General features: G+C 72.3%; 13 protein-coding genes and 1 pseudogene. 7 read left to right on the top strand and 7 right to left on the bottom strand.

Annotated elements, in window-relative coordinates; genetic code table 11:
- Window positions 1-151 precede the first annotated feature (151 nt).
- A complete protein-coding gene (locus ACFV0O_RS15860) occupies window positions 152-376 on the top strand; it encodes a LuxR family transcriptional regulator (RefSeq protein WP_380341553.1) in 225 nt (74 codons plus the stop codon).
- 514 nt (window positions 377-890) lie between these two features.
- Here ACFV0O_RS15860 and ACFV0O_RS15855 read toward each other — a convergent pair.
- From ACFV0O_RS15855 to ACFV0O_RS15840, 4 genes and pseudogenes are all read right to left on the bottom strand, one after another.
- A pseudogene (locus tag ACFV0O_RS15855) lies at window positions 891-1,170 on the bottom strand (hypothetical protein); the annotation flags it as partial.
- A 99-nt stretch (window positions 1,171-1,269) separates the two neighbouring features.
- Window positions 1,270-2,454: a macrolide family glycosyltransferase gene (locus ACFV0O_RS15850; protein ID WP_380341551.1), complete on the bottom strand. Its 1,185-nt coding sequence runs from the start codon at window positions 2,452-2,454 to the stop codon at window positions 1,270-1,272.
- A 94-nt stretch (window positions 2,455-2,548) separates the two neighbouring features.
- On the bottom strand, window positions 2,549-3,841 hold the full coding sequence (locus tag ACFV0O_RS15845; protein WP_380341549.1) for a hypothetical protein: 1,293 nt from the start codon (window positions 3,839-3,841) through the stop codon (window positions 2,549-2,551).
- A gap of 721 nt (window positions 3,842-4,562) precedes the next feature.
- Window positions 4,563-5,258, bottom strand: a complete 696-nt coding sequence (locus tag ACFV0O_RS15840; protein ID WP_380341546.1) for a transcriptional regulator — start codon at window positions 5,256-5,258, stop codon at window positions 4,563-4,565.
- A 231-nt stretch (window positions 5,259-5,489) separates the two neighbouring features.
- On the opposite strand from ACFV0O_RS15840, the gene ACFV0O_RS15835 reads away from it, so the two are divergent.
- From ACFV0O_RS15835 to ACFV0O_RS15810, 6 genes are all read left to right on the top strand, one after another.
- Window positions 5,490-5,927: a PPOX class F420-dependent oxidoreductase gene (locus ACFV0O_RS15835; RefSeq protein ID WP_380341543.1), complete on the top strand. Its 438-nt coding sequence runs from the start codon at window positions 5,490-5,492 to the stop codon at window positions 5,925-5,927.
- A 427-nt stretch (window positions 5,928-6,354) separates the two neighbouring features.
- Window positions 6,355-6,912, top strand: coding sequence for a bacilysin biosynthesis protein BacA (locus tag ACFV0O_RS15830; RefSeq protein ID WP_380341540.1), 558 nt, complete (start codon window positions 6,355-6,357; stop codon window positions 6,910-6,912).
- A complete protein-coding gene (locus tag ACFV0O_RS15825; RefSeq protein WP_380341537.1) occupies window positions 6,909-8,177 on the top strand; it encodes a DUF6421 family protein in 1,269 nt (422 codons plus the stop codon). Before ACFV0O_RS15830 ends, ACFV0O_RS15825 begins: the two co-directional genes overlap by 4 nt.
- On the top strand, window positions 8,171-9,217 hold the full coding sequence (locus ACFV0O_RS15820) for a DMT family transporter (RefSeq protein ID WP_380341534.1): 1,047 nt from the start codon (window positions 8,171-8,173) through the stop codon (window positions 9,215-9,217). The genes ACFV0O_RS15825 and ACFV0O_RS15820 overlap by 7 nt, the downstream gene beginning before the upstream one ends.
- Window positions 9,214-10,494 carry an ATP-grasp domain-containing protein gene (locus ACFV0O_RS15815; RefSeq protein ID WP_380341531.1) on the top strand — a complete coding sequence of 427 codons (1,281 nt, stop codon included), beginning with the start codon at window positions 9,214-9,216 and terminating at the stop codon, window positions 10,492-10,494. The genes ACFV0O_RS15820 and ACFV0O_RS15815 overlap by 4 nt, the downstream gene beginning before the upstream one ends.
- The gene (locus ACFV0O_RS15810) at window positions 10,491-11,378 is read left to right on the top strand and encodes a branched-chain amino acid aminotransferase (RefSeq protein ID WP_380341528.1); all 888 of its coding nucleotides are present in this window, start codon (window positions 10,491-10,493) and stop codon (window positions 11,376-11,378) included. The genes ACFV0O_RS15815 and ACFV0O_RS15810 overlap by 4 nt, the downstream gene beginning before the upstream one ends.
- Before the next feature lie 430 nt (window positions 11,379-11,808).
- Here ACFV0O_RS15810 and gndA read toward each other — a convergent pair whose 3' ends face one another.
- The 3 genes from gndA to ACFV0O_RS15795 form a co-directional block, all read right to left on the bottom strand.
- Window positions 11,809-13,254, bottom strand: a complete 1,446-nt coding sequence (gene gndA, locus ACFV0O_RS15805; protein WP_380341525.1) for an NADP-dependent phosphogluconate dehydrogenase — start codon at window positions 13,252-13,254, stop codon at window positions 11,809-11,811.
- A gap of 138 nt (window positions 13,255-13,392) precedes the next feature.
- Complete coding sequence (locus tag ACFV0O_RS15800) at window positions 13,393-13,656, bottom strand: hypothetical protein (RefSeq protein ID WP_360264513.1); 264 nt, start codon at window positions 13,654-13,656, stop codon at window positions 13,393-13,395.
- A 522-nt stretch (window positions 13,657-14,178) separates the two neighbouring features.
- Window positions 14,179-15,138, bottom strand: coding sequence for a DUF5996 family protein (locus ACFV0O_RS15795; RefSeq protein ID WP_380341597.1), 960 nt, complete (start codon window positions 15,136-15,138; stop codon window positions 14,179-14,181).
- Window positions 15,139-15,308 lie beyond the last annotated feature (170 nt).

Here is a 15,308-nt window from a genome sequence, read left to right as displayed (position 1 = left end):
GACAGGGAAGGGGGACCGAGGAGTGACACCGTCAGCGACCTCTGAGGAGATCAAGCCCGCGCCGCGGCCGCCGCGGTCCGGGCCCGCCGGCGACGCCCGTCCGGCAGCCGGGGGCCCTGCCGGCGGCGCGGGCGTCCGTCGGCTGACCGCCGTGGACGCCCGCATCCTGGAAGGCGTCGCGGTCGGCACCCCGACCGTCCGGCTGGCGGCATCGCTCTATCTGAGCCCGCAGGGCATCGAGTACCGCATCGGGCTGATGATGCGCCATTTCCAGGCCGCGAACCGGCCCGCTCTGGTCTCCCGGGCGCACTCCCTCGGCGTGTTGAGCGTCGGGACATGGCCACCTCGCGTTCTCCCGGAATTCCTTGAGCCCTAGAAGGGCGGGGCGCACCGCTCCCTGATCTCCCCCCGTGAGCTCCCTGCCGGAGGGTGGGTCGAGAATATCCTTTCCGAAAGCGGAAAATTCACTCCGCCGGCATGCTGTCGGATATTTTCCCAGACCCGGATATCGCATCGATAGCGCGCCACGAGACGGGTTCCCGGGTGTCCGGTCGAACGTCGGATTCTGCGGCATTCTGCTGTCAGGCCCACTTCTGCTGCACTATGCTCGGGCGGCACTGGCACCCCTCCTGTCGCACCGATTCACAGGAGCTGTCATGAGTCCGGGGTGCCTGTTCGGCGGCGTCGGGACCGAGCCGCACGGCCTGGAGCCCTACCGGACCTACGAGGTCGGGCAGGGCCGGTACGAGCAGGGCTCCGGGGCACCGGGCTGACGGTCGGAGAGATCCTGGAGGAAGACCTCCCGACCGCCCAGGAGGAGCGCCAGAGTGTCGGCACAGTCCGCGAAGCCGCCCTCGCGATCGGCGTGCACGACGTACTCGTCTCGTTCAACGGTTCTTGGCGGCCTTGCCCTCGGGAACGTGCTGGGAGTACAACAACCGCGGCCCCACGCCTGACGGATCGACGCAGGCGAGCCACGCGTCCCGCCGCTCGGCCGGCTGCGCGCTCTTGTCGTCCTCCCACGTGGCGAACCCCTCCGGTGGCGGCGGCACGACATACCCCGACACCTCGCACCGGAAACGTTGCACCGGAAACGTTGCACCGGAAACGCGCGAGGCGCTCGGGTTCCGCACCGTCGAAGGTGACCGGGAATTGCTTGATCGTTGACATCGGCCCACCACAGTGGCGCGCACCGCCCCCATGGTGGGCCGCCTTGGCGTCCGTTGATCGTTCCGCTTCTCGTCGGGGACGCCGGGCCCTGTGGTGGGATCAGGTCGTGCGCTTCAGGTAGGCCTCGATCTCGTCGGCGGCGCGGGTGGCACCGCCCGCTTCCCGGGTGAGCCGCTGCGCCTCGGTGCCCCGCTCCTGCACGGCCGCGTCGGCGGCCACCTCGGTGATCGCGGCCCGCAGCAGGCTCACGTCGGCCTCCGCCGGCAGCAGTACCCGGCCGAGGCCCAGCTCGGCCACCCGCGCGGTGTTGGCCGCGACGTCCGGCCAGGACGGCACTCCGAGTATCGGGCAGCCGGCGTCCAGGGACTCCAGCACGCCGCCCATGCCGCCGTGGGTGATCACCAGCCGGGCGTGCCGGAGCACCGCCAGGTGCGAGACCCAGTGGTGGACCTCGACGTTGTCCGGCAGCGGACCGAGGTCGGCCGGGTCCATCCCCCCGCCGACCGAGATGACGGCGTGCCAGGGCAGCTCGGCGAAGGCGTCCACGCACAGCCGGAAGAACTCCGGATGCTTGTTGTGCACGGTCCCCATCGAGACCAGCGCCACCGGCAGGCCGCTCGCCGGGGGCTGCCACTCCCCCAGGAAGGAGCGGTCCGCGAGGCACGGCCCGACGAAGGCGAAGCGCTCGTCGAAGCTCTCGCCGTGCGGCTGGAAGAACCGCGGCACGTGGACGATGTTGAGGCCCTCGGTGCGCATCATGAACTCGTGCGCCGGCTCGTCGATGCCGTGCGAGGCCAGCAACTCGGCCATCCGGACGCCGAATTCGACCACCACCTCCTCGGTGAGCGGGACCGCGCCGTCCGCCTCCATCATCTGCTGCACGAAGGAGTAGGTGTCGTTGGAGGCGAAGAACGGCGTCGACTGGACGGCCGGGAGCCCCCAGGTGTGGGCCAGTATCCGGCCGGCCTGGAAGGCCACGGCGTCGTAGACCACCGCGTCGGGCCTGGCGTCGCCGAACCACTCCTGGACCGCGCGCAGGATGGCGATGTTCTCGTCCAGGAAGATCAGCGGGGTGCGCCCGTTCTCGGGACCGCCCACGCTGTCCAGCGGTTGGGTGGAGTCGTAGCGCAGGTGTTCGGCGCCGACCTCGGCCAGGGCCGGGGCGAAGTCGTCGACGGCCGCGTAGGTGACCCGGTGCCCGCGGCGTACCAGTTCACCGGCGACCGCCAGAGTGGGGAAGACATGGCCGTGGGCCGGGATGTTGACCATCAGGATGTGGCTCACTGCTACTCCGTCGGTATCGGGAGGAGGAACGAGGGAAGAGGGAAGCGGGAAGCGCGATTCGGGACGGGAGAAGGGGCGCGGCAGACCGCGCGGCTCAGCTGGGGTCCTGGTCCGGGCCGGCCTCGGGCTGCGGCTCGGACTGCTGCTCGGCGGCCCACCGGGCGCCCGCGATCTCCTCGGCGCTCAGCTGCCGGCGCGGGATCCAGGGGGGGACGGTGCCCTCCTCGTTGCGGCCTTTGTCGAGGATCGCCAGGTTGTGGTAGAAGTGCGCGCCGGCCAGCGTCCGGTCGGTCCTGCTCGGGCGGTGCGCGGTCGGCGGCTCGTGCTCCTCGTGGTTGAGGCCGTCGAGCAGCTGCTTGAGGAAGCCCATGCTGGTGGTCGGGTCGCCGAGCCGCTCCGAACTGCCGCCGTAGCCCGGCCAGTAGGAGGTCTGCAGGTCCTCGATCACATAGAGCCCGCCCGGGACCACGTGCGGGAAGAGCGCGCCGAAGGCGGCGATGACGTCCGGGCAGTAGTGGCTGCCGTCGTCGATGACGATGTCGATCGGCCCGATCCGCTCGGCCAGCGCGGTGAGGAAGGCCGGGTCCGCCTGGTCGCCCTGGACGGTGTGGATCCGCTGCTCGCGCAGCGCCGTCTTGTCGTAGACGTCGACCCCGTAGACGAGGCCCCGCCGGAAGAAGCGCTTCCACATCCGCAGCGAGCCACCGCCCGCCGCCGGGTCGGCGTAGCCGCCGATCCCCAGCTCCAGGACGGTGAGCGGCCGGTCCCGCAGCGGGGCGAAGTGCCGGGCGTAGTGCTCGGTGTAGTAGTGCAGCCCCCACTTGTCCGAACCGTGGCGCAGCGACAACTCGCCCAGGTCGAGCGGCTGTTCCACCAAGCCGCGGAGCAGCTGCTGGACGACCGGGAAGGCCGCCAGTACGGGCATCAGCCGAGCCGGGTCCTCGATGCCGTGCCAGGTGATCCCGGGCGTGCGGTGGCCTGCGGTGTGCCGGGCGCCGAAGACGGCGCGGGCCAGGTCGAGCAGGTCCAGCTGGACGGTGGCGCTGGGCTCGTCGGCCGGCCCGGTGCGGTGCTCGGCCTTGGGGCCGGCCAGCAGGTGGTGCCGGAGCACCTGGCCGTCGAAGGCGAGCTCGAACTGCACCACCACCGCCGCGGCGGCGAGTTGCTCGCTCAGGTCGGCCCGGCTGACCAGTTCGTCCACGAGGTCGGCGGCCGTCTGCTCGGCGCCCGCCGACCTGATCACCGCCGCAAGCTGCTCCTCGGGCCCGTCCGCCGCCAGGATCAGGGCGCGGATCCGGCGCAGGTCGGTCTCGTGCGGGTCCGAGTCGTGGTCCGACGGGCTGTTCACGTGCCGGCCGTTCTCGTGCTGTCCGGTGAGGGCGGTCATGCGTGAGCCTTTCCGCGAGGGAGTCGAGAGGACGGGGAACGGATCGGGGCTTCTTCCAGGCCGGGGTGACGTCGTCGGTCATCGCCGGCGGCGGGATCTCCACCCGACCGGGGAAGAGGGCGTTGGCCACCACGATCGGACCGTCGGGCACCGAGTTCACGGCGGGACGCCGTTGCCACTCTCAGTTACTGGATCGACACGTCGTGAATCTAGGTGCGCATCCCTCCCGCCACAAGCACGACCCGGGGCCACGGGGCGGCCGAGTGCGGGAAACGAGCCAGAATCGGGGCACCGCTGTTCCGCATGTTTGGACCCGTCACCCCGGTGTCGTTCGTGGCAGCGGCGGAGTCGGTGATCGTCGGGCGACCGGGCCCCGACCCCGGATCCACCGGCCCCCGCGGGACGGCCCCGGGCGGGACCGTCCCGCCGGCCGGGGCGGCCCGCAAGGACACGAGGGGCAGTTCCACCCCCATGACCAGTGACCGAGCCGCCCGGGTGCGGCCCGGCCCCGAGGCCGGAGCACCGCAGGTTCGGCTCCCGAGTCCGCACTGTGGATCGTGGCCGACTACGACGCCGCCGGGAACGAGAAGGGCGCGATCCCGCGGTGCGGCCTTCGCGTCACGCCCTCGCCCGCTCGGCGGAGTACCGGTCCGGGCTGCGCAGCCTGTGGGGCGAGGTGGAGGCCGCCTGCCGACGGTGGGGCGAGCGGGGCCGTCGCCGGTCAGACGTCGAGCACGCCCAGGGTGTCCCAGAACAGGTGCTCGTAGGACTGGAGCATCGACCCGTACTCCCGGGCGGCGGCCAGGGCCGACTCGTCGAGCCGGTCCGGCCCGAGCGCGTCGGCGGCCTGCTGCTCCAGTTCCGTCGCCGGCCGGGCGAAGAAGTCGAAGAAGGCGCACGCCTCGTCGGCGAAGCCGTAGTGCCGGCGCAGCGCCTGCGCGATGGCGGCGCAGTAGCTCCCCCAGGCCGCGAAGTTGGCGACCAGGGCGGCGGCCGTGGCATCGGGCCGGCCGTTCAGGGCGAGCCAGGCCAGGTAGCCGGGGTAGGCCTGGCAGCCGGGCAGCGGGGGCCGGGCCTGCGGCGCGGTGCCGCCCGGACCGCAGGCGGCGGCGAGCGCGGGCAGGGTGCGCAGCGCGGCGCTCTCGCCCTCGGCCAGAGTGGCGAACCAGGCACCGACCGGGCGGTCCGCGCAACGGGTGGCGAGCGCGAGCAGACTGCGGCGGTCGGAGCGGATGATCCGGTGCTGCTGGGCGGCGAGTTCGGCCAGCAGCCGGCGCGGGGCGGTGCCGTCGGCGAGCGCCGTGACCACGAAGGGCGGGGCGTCGCCGGGCGCCGACTCGGCGCGCAGCTGCTGGATCTGGTCGAGGATCGGGTGGTTCACCGGTGCCTCCGGGGTGCGGTTCGGTCCGGTGCTCATTCCTATCGGCTGGTGGCATCCGGGCGGCGCCGACAGGCCGAAGGGCGGCGGGGTGGCGCTGAGCGGTCGCGGTCCGGTGGTGCTCCCGGCCCGGTGGTGTGTTCCCGTTCGGTGGTCGGAGCCGGTCCGCCGCCGGCCACCGCGCCTCCCCACCCATGACGCCGGACTGAGGCACCATCAGTGACCAGTCGCGGCGAGGGCCGCCGCGACGGCGAGACGGAGGGCCGGCCGGTGGGCATCTGGACAGAGGACATCCGGGTCAGGGTGGCGGAGCCGCGGATCTGGTTCGTGGCGACCACCGGGGAGGACGGCGCCCCGCACGTCACCCCGATGTGGCTGGGCATCGACGGCGACCGGGTGTACTTCAACACCTCCATCGGCCGGATCAAGGAGCGCAACCTGCGTCACGACCCCCGGGTCTGCCTCTCCAGCTCCGACGCGGCCGATCCCTACGACCGGATCCAGATCCACGGCCGGGCCGTCGAGTTCGTGACCGGGGAGCGGGCCGACCGGCAGATGGACCGCCTCGCCCGCACGTACCTCGGCGTCGAGGAGTACGGCTGGCGCATCCCCGGCGAGCGGCGGGTCACGGTCTTCGTCGAGCCCACCCGGATCCGCCGCGTCGTGGGGGTCGAACCCCTGCCGGCCGCCGCCCGGCACGCCGACTGACCCAGGGCACCCGCGGCGCGGACGGGTCCGGAGGACCGGCACCCGTTCGTCGAGCGCGCGTCGGCGTACGACGCGGATCCGTCGCGATCTTGGGATTCGAGACTTCACGGAACCGCCCTTGCCTGGGCCGACGGCGCCGTGTTTGATCAATAAGTCTTACACTCGTTCAAGGACCTGCCCAATGGCACGTGAGAGGGTCCGAGACAGAAGGTCGCCGGGGGGAGACCGCAGACAGGCCACAGCAGTTGGACGCGGCGACGCCGCCGCAACGGGAAGACGCGCAGCCGTGCCACGACGCCGGTGCGCGCGGGTCGGTGCACCCCACCGGCCCCACCGAAGAACCCGGTTCCGAGACCGACCGGGACCGCGTACGCATGGGGGAGTCTTGAGCATCGCCACCGGAACCCGTCCCCGTACGGGCATCGGCGTGGACAGCATCCGATATCTGCACACCCTGGGCCCGCACGGGACCAACCTGGAGACGGCAGCCCACGAGTGGCTCCGGCGCAGGGGCATCGACGGAAGCGTCGAACTCCACGCCTCACTGGAAAGCGCCCTCGAATCCGTTCCCGCCGACGGGCGGCACGCCCTGGCAGCCTGCGCCGTCTACCCGGCGCTGCACACCCTGACCTTCGGGAACCTGCACCGCCTGCACATGGTCGACAGCTTCATCATGCCGACCCACAACATGGTCCTGGCCACGGCCGGCCCGGACACCCCGAGGACCGTGTCCTCACACCCCGCGCCCGCCGGCCTGATCGCGCCGACAGCCGAGACGCGCATCGTCCTGAGCAACTCCCAGGCCGCCATCGACTGCGCCGCCGGGGTGACCGAGGGCTGCATCACCACCATCGTGGCCGCCGAGCGCCACGGCCTGCGCGTACTGCGGGACTTCGGCCCGGTGCCCATGGTGTTCACCATCCACCAGGTCCTGGCCGTGGACGAGCCGGCCGACCGCACCGAGGGCGCGGGGGTCCTGCTGTGACGACGAACGCACCCCTCAGCGAGGAACTGCGCGCCCGGGCCGCCGAGCTCACCGGTTCGCTCATCCCACGCGTCAACCGCTTCCGGGCCCGCCAGGCCGACGACGGCACCGTCGCCGCACCGACGGTCGAGGACCGCGACCTGCTCACCGCGATCCGCGACGAGGCCACCGCCTGGTACGCGCGCGGCGGCCTCGGCCACCAGGCCGACGCGCTCGCCGCCGACGTGGACGACTGGATCGCCGAAGGCCTCGACAGCGCGCCACACTTCGCACGCTCCAGGGACGCGCTGCACGCCCCCGAGGACGGCGCCCCGGTCTTCTTCCTCGCCCCCGCCCAGAGCACCAACTCGGTTCCCCCGGTGGGCAAGCGGCTCGACTGCTTCTTCGCGGTGCGCAAGGAGCCCGACGCACTGACGAGCCTCGCCGAGACGTACCCCCACCCGAAGAACAACTGCCAGTCGCTGGTGCTGATCGCGGGCAGCGACGGCTTCACGCACGGCAACTGCATCGTCTTCTTCCCCGAGAACGTCGCCGCGCGGGACAAGGTCGTCGACCAGGCCTACGCGATGTTCTTCTACAACAAGATGCGGAAGATCCACGAGACGTACGCCCTGCCCGGCGCCGAAGCCGTGCTCACCGCGGACTCGGTGCCCCGCGCCTCGTCCGGGCTCGCACCCGAGGTGTGCTTCGAGGCCCGCGCGATCTGGGGCTACCTGCACGACTCGATGCACTACCAGGGGCGCTGGCCGTTCGACCAGCACATCTCCCTGAAGATGAACTGGTTCGTCGGGCTTCTCGAAGAAATCAAGGTCGACGCGAAGACCGTCCTGGCCTGCGCGGACGGCGACGTGCCGTTCGCCCGCGAGCAGATCGACATGATCCTGCTCGAACGCATCTTCCGCTACCCGCAGGCCGACGACGCCACCCGCAACTTCGACTCGGGCACGGGCGTCTTCCTCTACTCCTGGCTGCGCGAGCACGGCGCGCTCACCGGCTCGCCCGAGAACGGCGCCCTGCTGCACCTCGACCGCGACAAGGCGCTGGACGCACTGCGCGCGTTCGTCTCGACCGTCGAGGAGTTGGAGGAGCAGGTACGGACGGACGACGAGTACCGGGCGGCCGCCAAGGCCCTCGTCCGCACCTACCTGCCCGAGGGGGAGCCCAAGCAGCGCTACCGGTTCACCGACGACCAGAGCGTCCTGCTGAGGGCGAAGCTCCCGCTGGCCGGCCTGCCGCCACTGCGCTTCGCGGAAGCGGAATGGTGACGGAGGACGGTACGCGCACGACGGTGCGCGGAGACGGACGGCTGGTCGTCCCCGCACTGTCCTGCCTGATGGTGCTCCTGCTGGCGGCGGGGTGGGTCGCCTCCGGGAAACTGGTCAGTGGCACACCGCCGTTGGCAGTCGCCGCGGGCCGCACCGCGGCGAGCTTCGTGACCATCACCGCCGTCGCCGTGCTGCGCCCCCGCACCTGGAGCGCCATCCGCGCGAGCTCCCGCCGTTACGGCGCCGTCGTCCTCCTGGCGTTCCTGGGCTTCTTCGCGTACTACACGGGGACCCTCCTCGGGGTCGAGCAGATCGGCGCGTCCCGGGTCGGCCTCGTCGTGTCCCTGCTGCCGTGCATCACCTTCGCCATCGGCGCCGTCGCCTTCCGCGAGCACGCCACCGTGCGCAAGGCCGCGGGCGCCGTCCTCGCCGTGGGCGCAGCCCTGGGCTACGCGCTCGGCGACGGCCCGGCGAGCGGCGACGCCACCGGGTCACTGACGACGGGCGTCCTGCTCGCCCTGGCCGGGACGTTCACGTATGCGCTGTACGGATACGTCTACCGCCGCCACATGGCGGACGTGCCGCCGATGGCCGCACTGCCCGCGGTCACCGGCGCGGGCACCGTGATGCTCGGCGTCGCCACCGCCCTCTACTGCCCACTGGGCGGCGTCTCCGCCGCCCAGTGGGCCGGGGTGGCGCTGCTCGGCGCGGTGCTGACCGCGCCCGTCTTCCTCATCTCGCACGAGCTGATCCTGCGCAAGGGGCCGCTGTTCACCTCCGCCGTCGCCCTCACCGTGCCGTTCCTCATCCGGCTCGGCGAGTGGGCGACCGGAGAGGCGGACGCACCCGGCCCGCTCGCCCTGCTGTTCCTCGCGCTGTGCGCGGCGGGCGTCTGGATGACGGTGGCCGCGCAACCGGCCGCCGCAGCCACGGCGGACGAACAGCAGCGGGACCCCGACCCGTCCGAGCAGGCCGCCGGCGCCTCGGCGACGGGCGTCCCGTCCCCGAGCCCCGACCCGTCCGAAAGAAGCACCCTGTGAACCACGCACCCACCGACCGCCCCACCGTCGTCCTGGTCTACCAACGCACCTCGCTGCCCTGGATCTTCGACAGCGCGCTGCGCGCCGGTGTGGACCTCGTCCTCGTCCCTCGCCCGGACGAGGACGTCGACCCCGAACGGCTGCCTCCCGCCGTTGTCGAGGTGCTGCGCCTCGACGTGGAAGGCGCGCCCGCCGAGGCACTGGCCGCGCTCACCGAACGACACCGTGCCGTGCCGTTCGACGGGATCGTCACGCTGTACGACCCGGCCGTGCCGTTCGTCGCGGACGTGGCCGATGCCCTCGGCCTGCCCGGACTCGGCGGCGATGTCGCCCGGACCGTCCAGGACAAGCGGCTGATGCGCCGCAGGCTGGCCGACGCGGGCCTGAACGTCCCCGGCTTCGCGACCGTGGACGCCCCGGAGGACCGGGCCGAAGCCGCCCGCCTCGACTTCCCCGTCGTGGTCAAGCCCGCCAACGGATTCTCCAGCCTGGGCGTGACCAAGGTCGATACGCCCGAGGAGCTGGGCGCCGTCGTCGACGAGGTCTGGCAGGTCTGCGCGAGCAAGCTGGGCCGGGTGACGGGGCTGGTCGTCGAGGAGTACCTGGACGGGCCCGAGCTGGCCGTGGAGTCCCTCGCCCACGAAGGCCGGGTCCACGTCCTGTCGATCGGCTACAAGGGCGAACCGGTCGGCCCCTACTTCGAGGAGGGCGTCTACCGCGCCCCCGCGCTCCTGCCGCCGCACGTCCGGGAGGCCGTCGTCCGCGAGGTCGTCGCCGCGCACGCGGCCCTCGGCGTCACCGACGGCCCCACGCACACCGAATTGCGGCTGCGCGGCGGCGAACGCCCGTACCTCCTGGAGCTGGGCGCCCGCGTCGGCGGCTCCGGCGTCTCCCACTACATCGCGCACCACGTCACCGGTGTCGACCTGGCCGCCCAGGCGCTGCGCATCGCGGTCCGCCTCGCCCCGGTCCTGCCGCCCACGCCGGGGCAGCTCGCACCGGCGGTCGGGGCGGCCGCCAACTACATCGTGCCGTGCGGGGGTTCGGGCCGGATCGTCGCCCTCCACGGCCTCGACGAGGTGGCGAAGGACCCCCGGGTCGACCACGTCGTGCAGATGCTCCACCCGGGCGACGTGGTACGCCCCTACCCGCACTTCACGGGCTATCCGGCGTTCGTGCTGTCCCACCACCCGAGCACGGAGGACGCCGAGGAGTTCCACCGGTTCCTCGCCGACAGCATCCGCATCGACTACGCCCCGGAAGGCGACACCCAGTGAACACCCCCGCCCTGGACGATCGTGACGGCGTCATCTGGTACGACGGCCGCTTCGTGCCCTGGCGCGACGCCCGGCTGCACGTGCTCTCCCACGGACTGCACTACGGCGGGGGCGTGTTCGAGGGCGAACGCGTCTACGAAGGGCAGATCTTCAAACTCACCGAGCACACCGAGCGGTTGCACGCCTCGGCCCGTGAACTGGGCTTCGAGATCCCGTACTCCGTCGACGAACTCGACCGCGCGACCCGCGAACTCGTCGACCGCCAGAAGGTCCGCGACGGCTATGTACGCCCGGTCGCCTGGCGCGGTAGCGAGCAGATCAGCGTGGCCGGAACGCTCGCCTCCGTACACGTCGCCATCGCCACCTGGGAGTGGCCGCACGTCTTCTCGGCGGACGCCGCGTCACGCGGCATCCGGCTGGGCACCTCCCGCTGGCGCCGCCCCGCCCCGGACACCGCCCCGGTCCGCGCCAAGGCGGCCTCGCTGTACAACATCTGCACGCTGGCCCGCGACGAGGCGGACCGGCACGGCTACGACGACGCCCTGCTGCTCGACTACCGGGGGTACGTCGCCGAGGCCACCGGCGCCAATCTCTTCCTGGTATCCGACGGGACCCTGCACACCCCCACCCCCGACTGCTTCCTGTCGGGCATCACCCGCCGAACCGTCCTGGACCTGGCCGACGACCTCGGCATCAAGGTCGTCGAACGCCACATCCTGCCCGAGGAACTGGGCACGTTCGACGAGTGCTTCCTCACCGGCACGGCGTACGAGGTCCAGCCGGTGCGCTCGATCGACACGCACGAGTACCGCATCGGCGAAACGGTCAGGTCCCTGTCGGAGGCGTACACCCGCCTGGTGCACGCCGGGGGCGCGAGCGGCTGAGCAGGCCCGTCCGAGCGGCGCCTGGACCACAGCAGTCCCGGCCGGCAGCGCGTCCTGCGAGGAGCGGCGCAGGACGCGCGCCTCGTTCCGCCGCGCTCCCGGCAGCGCCGGACTCCGCGAGGCCCTGGAGTTCCGCGTCCGCGCAGTCGCGGGGGGCGGGGGGGGGGCCGGGCGATACACCCAGGGGCGCCACCGCGCTCACGAGCGGGACCACAGGGCTGCGCGACCACCCGGCCGGCGCGGCCCCCGCGGCGGCCCGGGTGCCCGGCGGCGGCGCGGGCCCGCGGGCGGTGCGCCGGCCGGTCTTCCGGCCGGTCTTCCGGCCGGTCTTCCGGCAGGTCGACGCGGGCCGGTGAGCACCGTGTGGTCGAGGGCCGGGACGATGAGGCGTGAGCCGACGCCGAACCCTCGCCGGCGGTCGAGGGGCCCGTCAGCGCTGCTCCTCCGGGCGGCCCGGGACTTCCCAGCGGGTGTGGAAGATCCCGTCCCGGTCGACGCGGTGGTAGGTGTGCGCACCGAAGAAGTCCCGCTGGCCCTGCACCAGCGCGGCCGGCAGGCGTCCTGCCCGAAGGCCGTCGTAGTAGGCGAGCGCGGTGGCGAAGCCGGGGGCGGGAACGCCCAGTTGGACCGCCGCCGAGACGACCCGCCGCCAGGCCGACTGCGCGGAGTTCAGAGCCTCCCGGAAGTGCGCGTCGGTCAGCAGCGTGGGGCGCTCCCGGTCCGCCTCGTACGCGGCCCTGATCCGTTCCAGGAAGCGGGCCCTGATGATGCATCCGCCGCGCCAGATCGTGGCCATCGCGCCGGGGTCGATGTCCCAGGAGTGCTCCGCGCTCCCGGCCTGGATCTGGTTGAAGCCCTGGGCGTAGGCCACCATCTTGGAGGCGTACAGGGCCTGTTCGACGTCGTCTGCGAAACGGTCCGCCGCCGCGCTGTCGAGCCAGGTCTCGGTGGGACCGGGCAGGTCCCGGCCGGCCCGCCGCAGCGGCACGCTGCCGGACAACGCGCGGGAGAAGACCGCCTCGGCGATCCCGCTCACGGGCACGCCGAGGTCCAGCGCGCTCTGGACCGTCCAGCGGCCGGTGCCTTTCTGCTCGGCCCGGTCCAGTACGACGTCCACGAAGGGCCTGCCGGTCGCCGCGTCGGTGTGGGCCAGGATCTCGGCAGTGATCTCGATCAGATAGGACTCCAGGCGCCCGCCGTTCCACGTCCGGAAGACCTCGGCGATCGCGGCGGGCTGCAGCCCGCCTCCGTGGCGCAGCAGGTCGTACGCCTCGGCGATGAGCTGCATGTCGGCATACTCGATCCCGTTGTGGACCATTTTGACGAAGTGGCCGGCGCCGTCCGGCCCGACGTGGGTGCAGCAGGGCGTGCCGTCGACCTCGGCCGCGATGTCCTCCAGCAGCGGGCCCAGGACCCGGTAGGCCTCCGGCGTGCCGCCGGGCATGATGCTCGGCCCCTCCAGTGCACCCTGCTCGCCGCCGGAGATCCCGCAGCCCACGAAGTGCAGTCCGCGTTCCCGCAGGGCGGCCTCACGCCTCCTGGTGTCGGGAAAGTGCGCGTTCCCGCCGTCCACCACCACGTCACCCGCGTCGAGCAGTGGCACCAGCTCGTCGATGACCGCGTCGGTCGGTGCCCCGGCCTTGACCATCATGACGATCAGCCGGGGGCGCTCCAGAGCCGCGACGAACGCCGGCGCGGTCTCGGCGGCCACGAAGTCGCCCTCGTGCCCGAACTCCTCCTGCAGCGCCGCGGTCCGTGCCCATGTCCTGTTGTGCACAGCCACACGGTGTCCGTGGCGGGCGAAGTTCCTGGCCAGGTTGCGGCCCATCACGGCCAGGCCGGTGACGCCGACCCGGGCCGACGACTGTTCGGTCATGGCGGGAACCTCCAGGGCTTTCGGGGGCTTGCGGCCAGGGCCGCGGGGTTCGAGGACGCAGGGTGCGCCCGCTGCCTGCTCGTCCGGTGCTCCTGCGTGTCCGGTGCTCCTGCGCATCCGGTACTTCTGCTCGTGCTCCTACTCTGCGGAGAGTGCGAGGACCTCGTCCTCGGGAAGCTCGACGTACTGTTCCCCGCCCGCCTCGAACTGCGCCCCGGCGCGCAGATTGAAGAGGATCCGCTCGCCGACCTTGACGTCCACCGGGTGCGGCTTGCCGCTTCCCAGCGGCCGGCCGGGCCCCACCGCCACCACCTCGCCCTTCCACCGGTCCGGGTCCTGCGGGGCCGCCTCGCCGATCGGCTTGACGATCAGGTGGTCGTGCTTCGGGTGGAAGTCGGGCATGACGGTTTTCCTCTCACGTGTGCGTCTGCAGAGCAGCGGCAGCCTCCCCCCACATCGATTCTGCCGGGGTTCGGCGTTCCCGCACCCGATCGGTGCCGGGGCCCCGGGGTCCGCCGGGCTTGGCCTACTCCGTTCGGGTTGCCGAGCGGATGGCCACCCCCGGGCACAGCCTGAACCGCGGATCCGAGCGGTGCCGCTCGACTCCGGACCATCCCGACCATCCCGACCATCCCGACCGTCCGGTCGACGGCGGTCGTGGGCGATGTCGAAGGTGCTCACGGTGCGCACGCCCATCGTCCTCATTGCTTGAGCATGCGAGCCACAAGGTGGGACCTGTCGACGGGAAGGCTCGGCTTCCGTCGTCCACGGCAGTGTCGCGACCGTCACCGTGACGCTCCGGTGCGGCACGGACGCCGTCACCGGCCTCTTCGTGCTGGTCCGCGCCGACGAAGGCCCGGAGGATCGCCATCAGGGCCTTTCACCGGCACTCCGGGGCAGCCGCCTGCCGGATGCGGCCCGACGTCACAGACCGTCCTCCCGGAGCGGTGCGGCCGGCAGGCGCGGGTCCGTGACTCCACCGGGGCAGGCGAGGCCGCCGACATCCCAGCCGGCCCGGACGGCACCGGCCCGGTACGCGCTCTCGTAGAAGGCGAGCACGGCCGCTCGCGGATCGGCCTCGTTCCGCGCCGCCGCGTAGGGCAGGACCGCAAGGTGGCTGCCGCCCAGCTCGGTCCACTTCGCGGAAGCGGGTGCGAGCGGGTCTTCGGCCAGGTGCGCCGGCTCGGGAGCCGTGTACGAGTAGAAGGCCGGTTCGCCCAGGTTGTCGTCCCCGAACCAGAACCCGAAGCTGATCAGCTCCCTGGAGTACGCCTCGCGGGTCACCGGGTCCACCTGCGCCGGCTGGTCCACGGCGCGTCCGGAGAACCGGCTGTGGGCGACGTCGAACGAGTGCCAGAACAGGTGGACCGGGCTGACCTTGCCCGAGAAGCGCGCCGCGAACTCCTCCAGCACCAGCCCGACCTGGCTGAGCACCTGCCAGTAGCGATTCGCCCACGCGGGATCGTAGGTCGCGTGCTCGACGTCCTCGGCGAACGGCCGGTCGGAGTCGGCCAGCCGGTAGGGCCGGGGGAGCTGGAGCTCCACCCGGACGCCCATCGCCGCCAGCGCCTCCAGGGTCTGCCGGTAGAACGAGGCCACGGACTGGCCGACGAGCGGGAAGGACTCCCTCCCGCCGTCCGCCGCAGTGACGACCAGCCGGTGGTCGACGAAGTCGAAGTCGATGGTGAAGATCGGGTTGCCGTCGACCTGTCCCATGGGCCGCGTGGTGATCCCACGCCCGGTGAGGTGGAAGGGGACGTTCCACCAGTGGTTGCGCCGCACGCTCGCCGCAAGGCGGATCTTGCCCACCACCTGCGTGAAGCGGTGCACGGTCTCCTTCGTGTCCCGCCACTCGGCGAGCGGTATCGCCGGGAACAGCTCCATCGCGTGTCCCTCCTGCCGGTCCGGCCGCAGTTCCATGATGACCACGGTCGTCCGAACGCGCAGACGGAGGCGGGACGGGACCAGCGGTCGCGAGACTCCGTTCGGTGGTGGTGCTCCCGGCCCGGGCGGGGCCGGGAGCGGTGGATCGCGGCGGTGGCCGTCGCGGTGCG

The organism is Kitasatospora sp. NPDC059577, assembly GCF_042735475.1.
GTDB lineage: Bacteria > Actinomycetota > Actinomycetes > Streptomycetales > Streptomycetaceae > Kitasatospora.
Note: the sequence above shows the minus strand (reverse complement) of the source record. Positions and strands in the feature narration are given on the sequence as shown.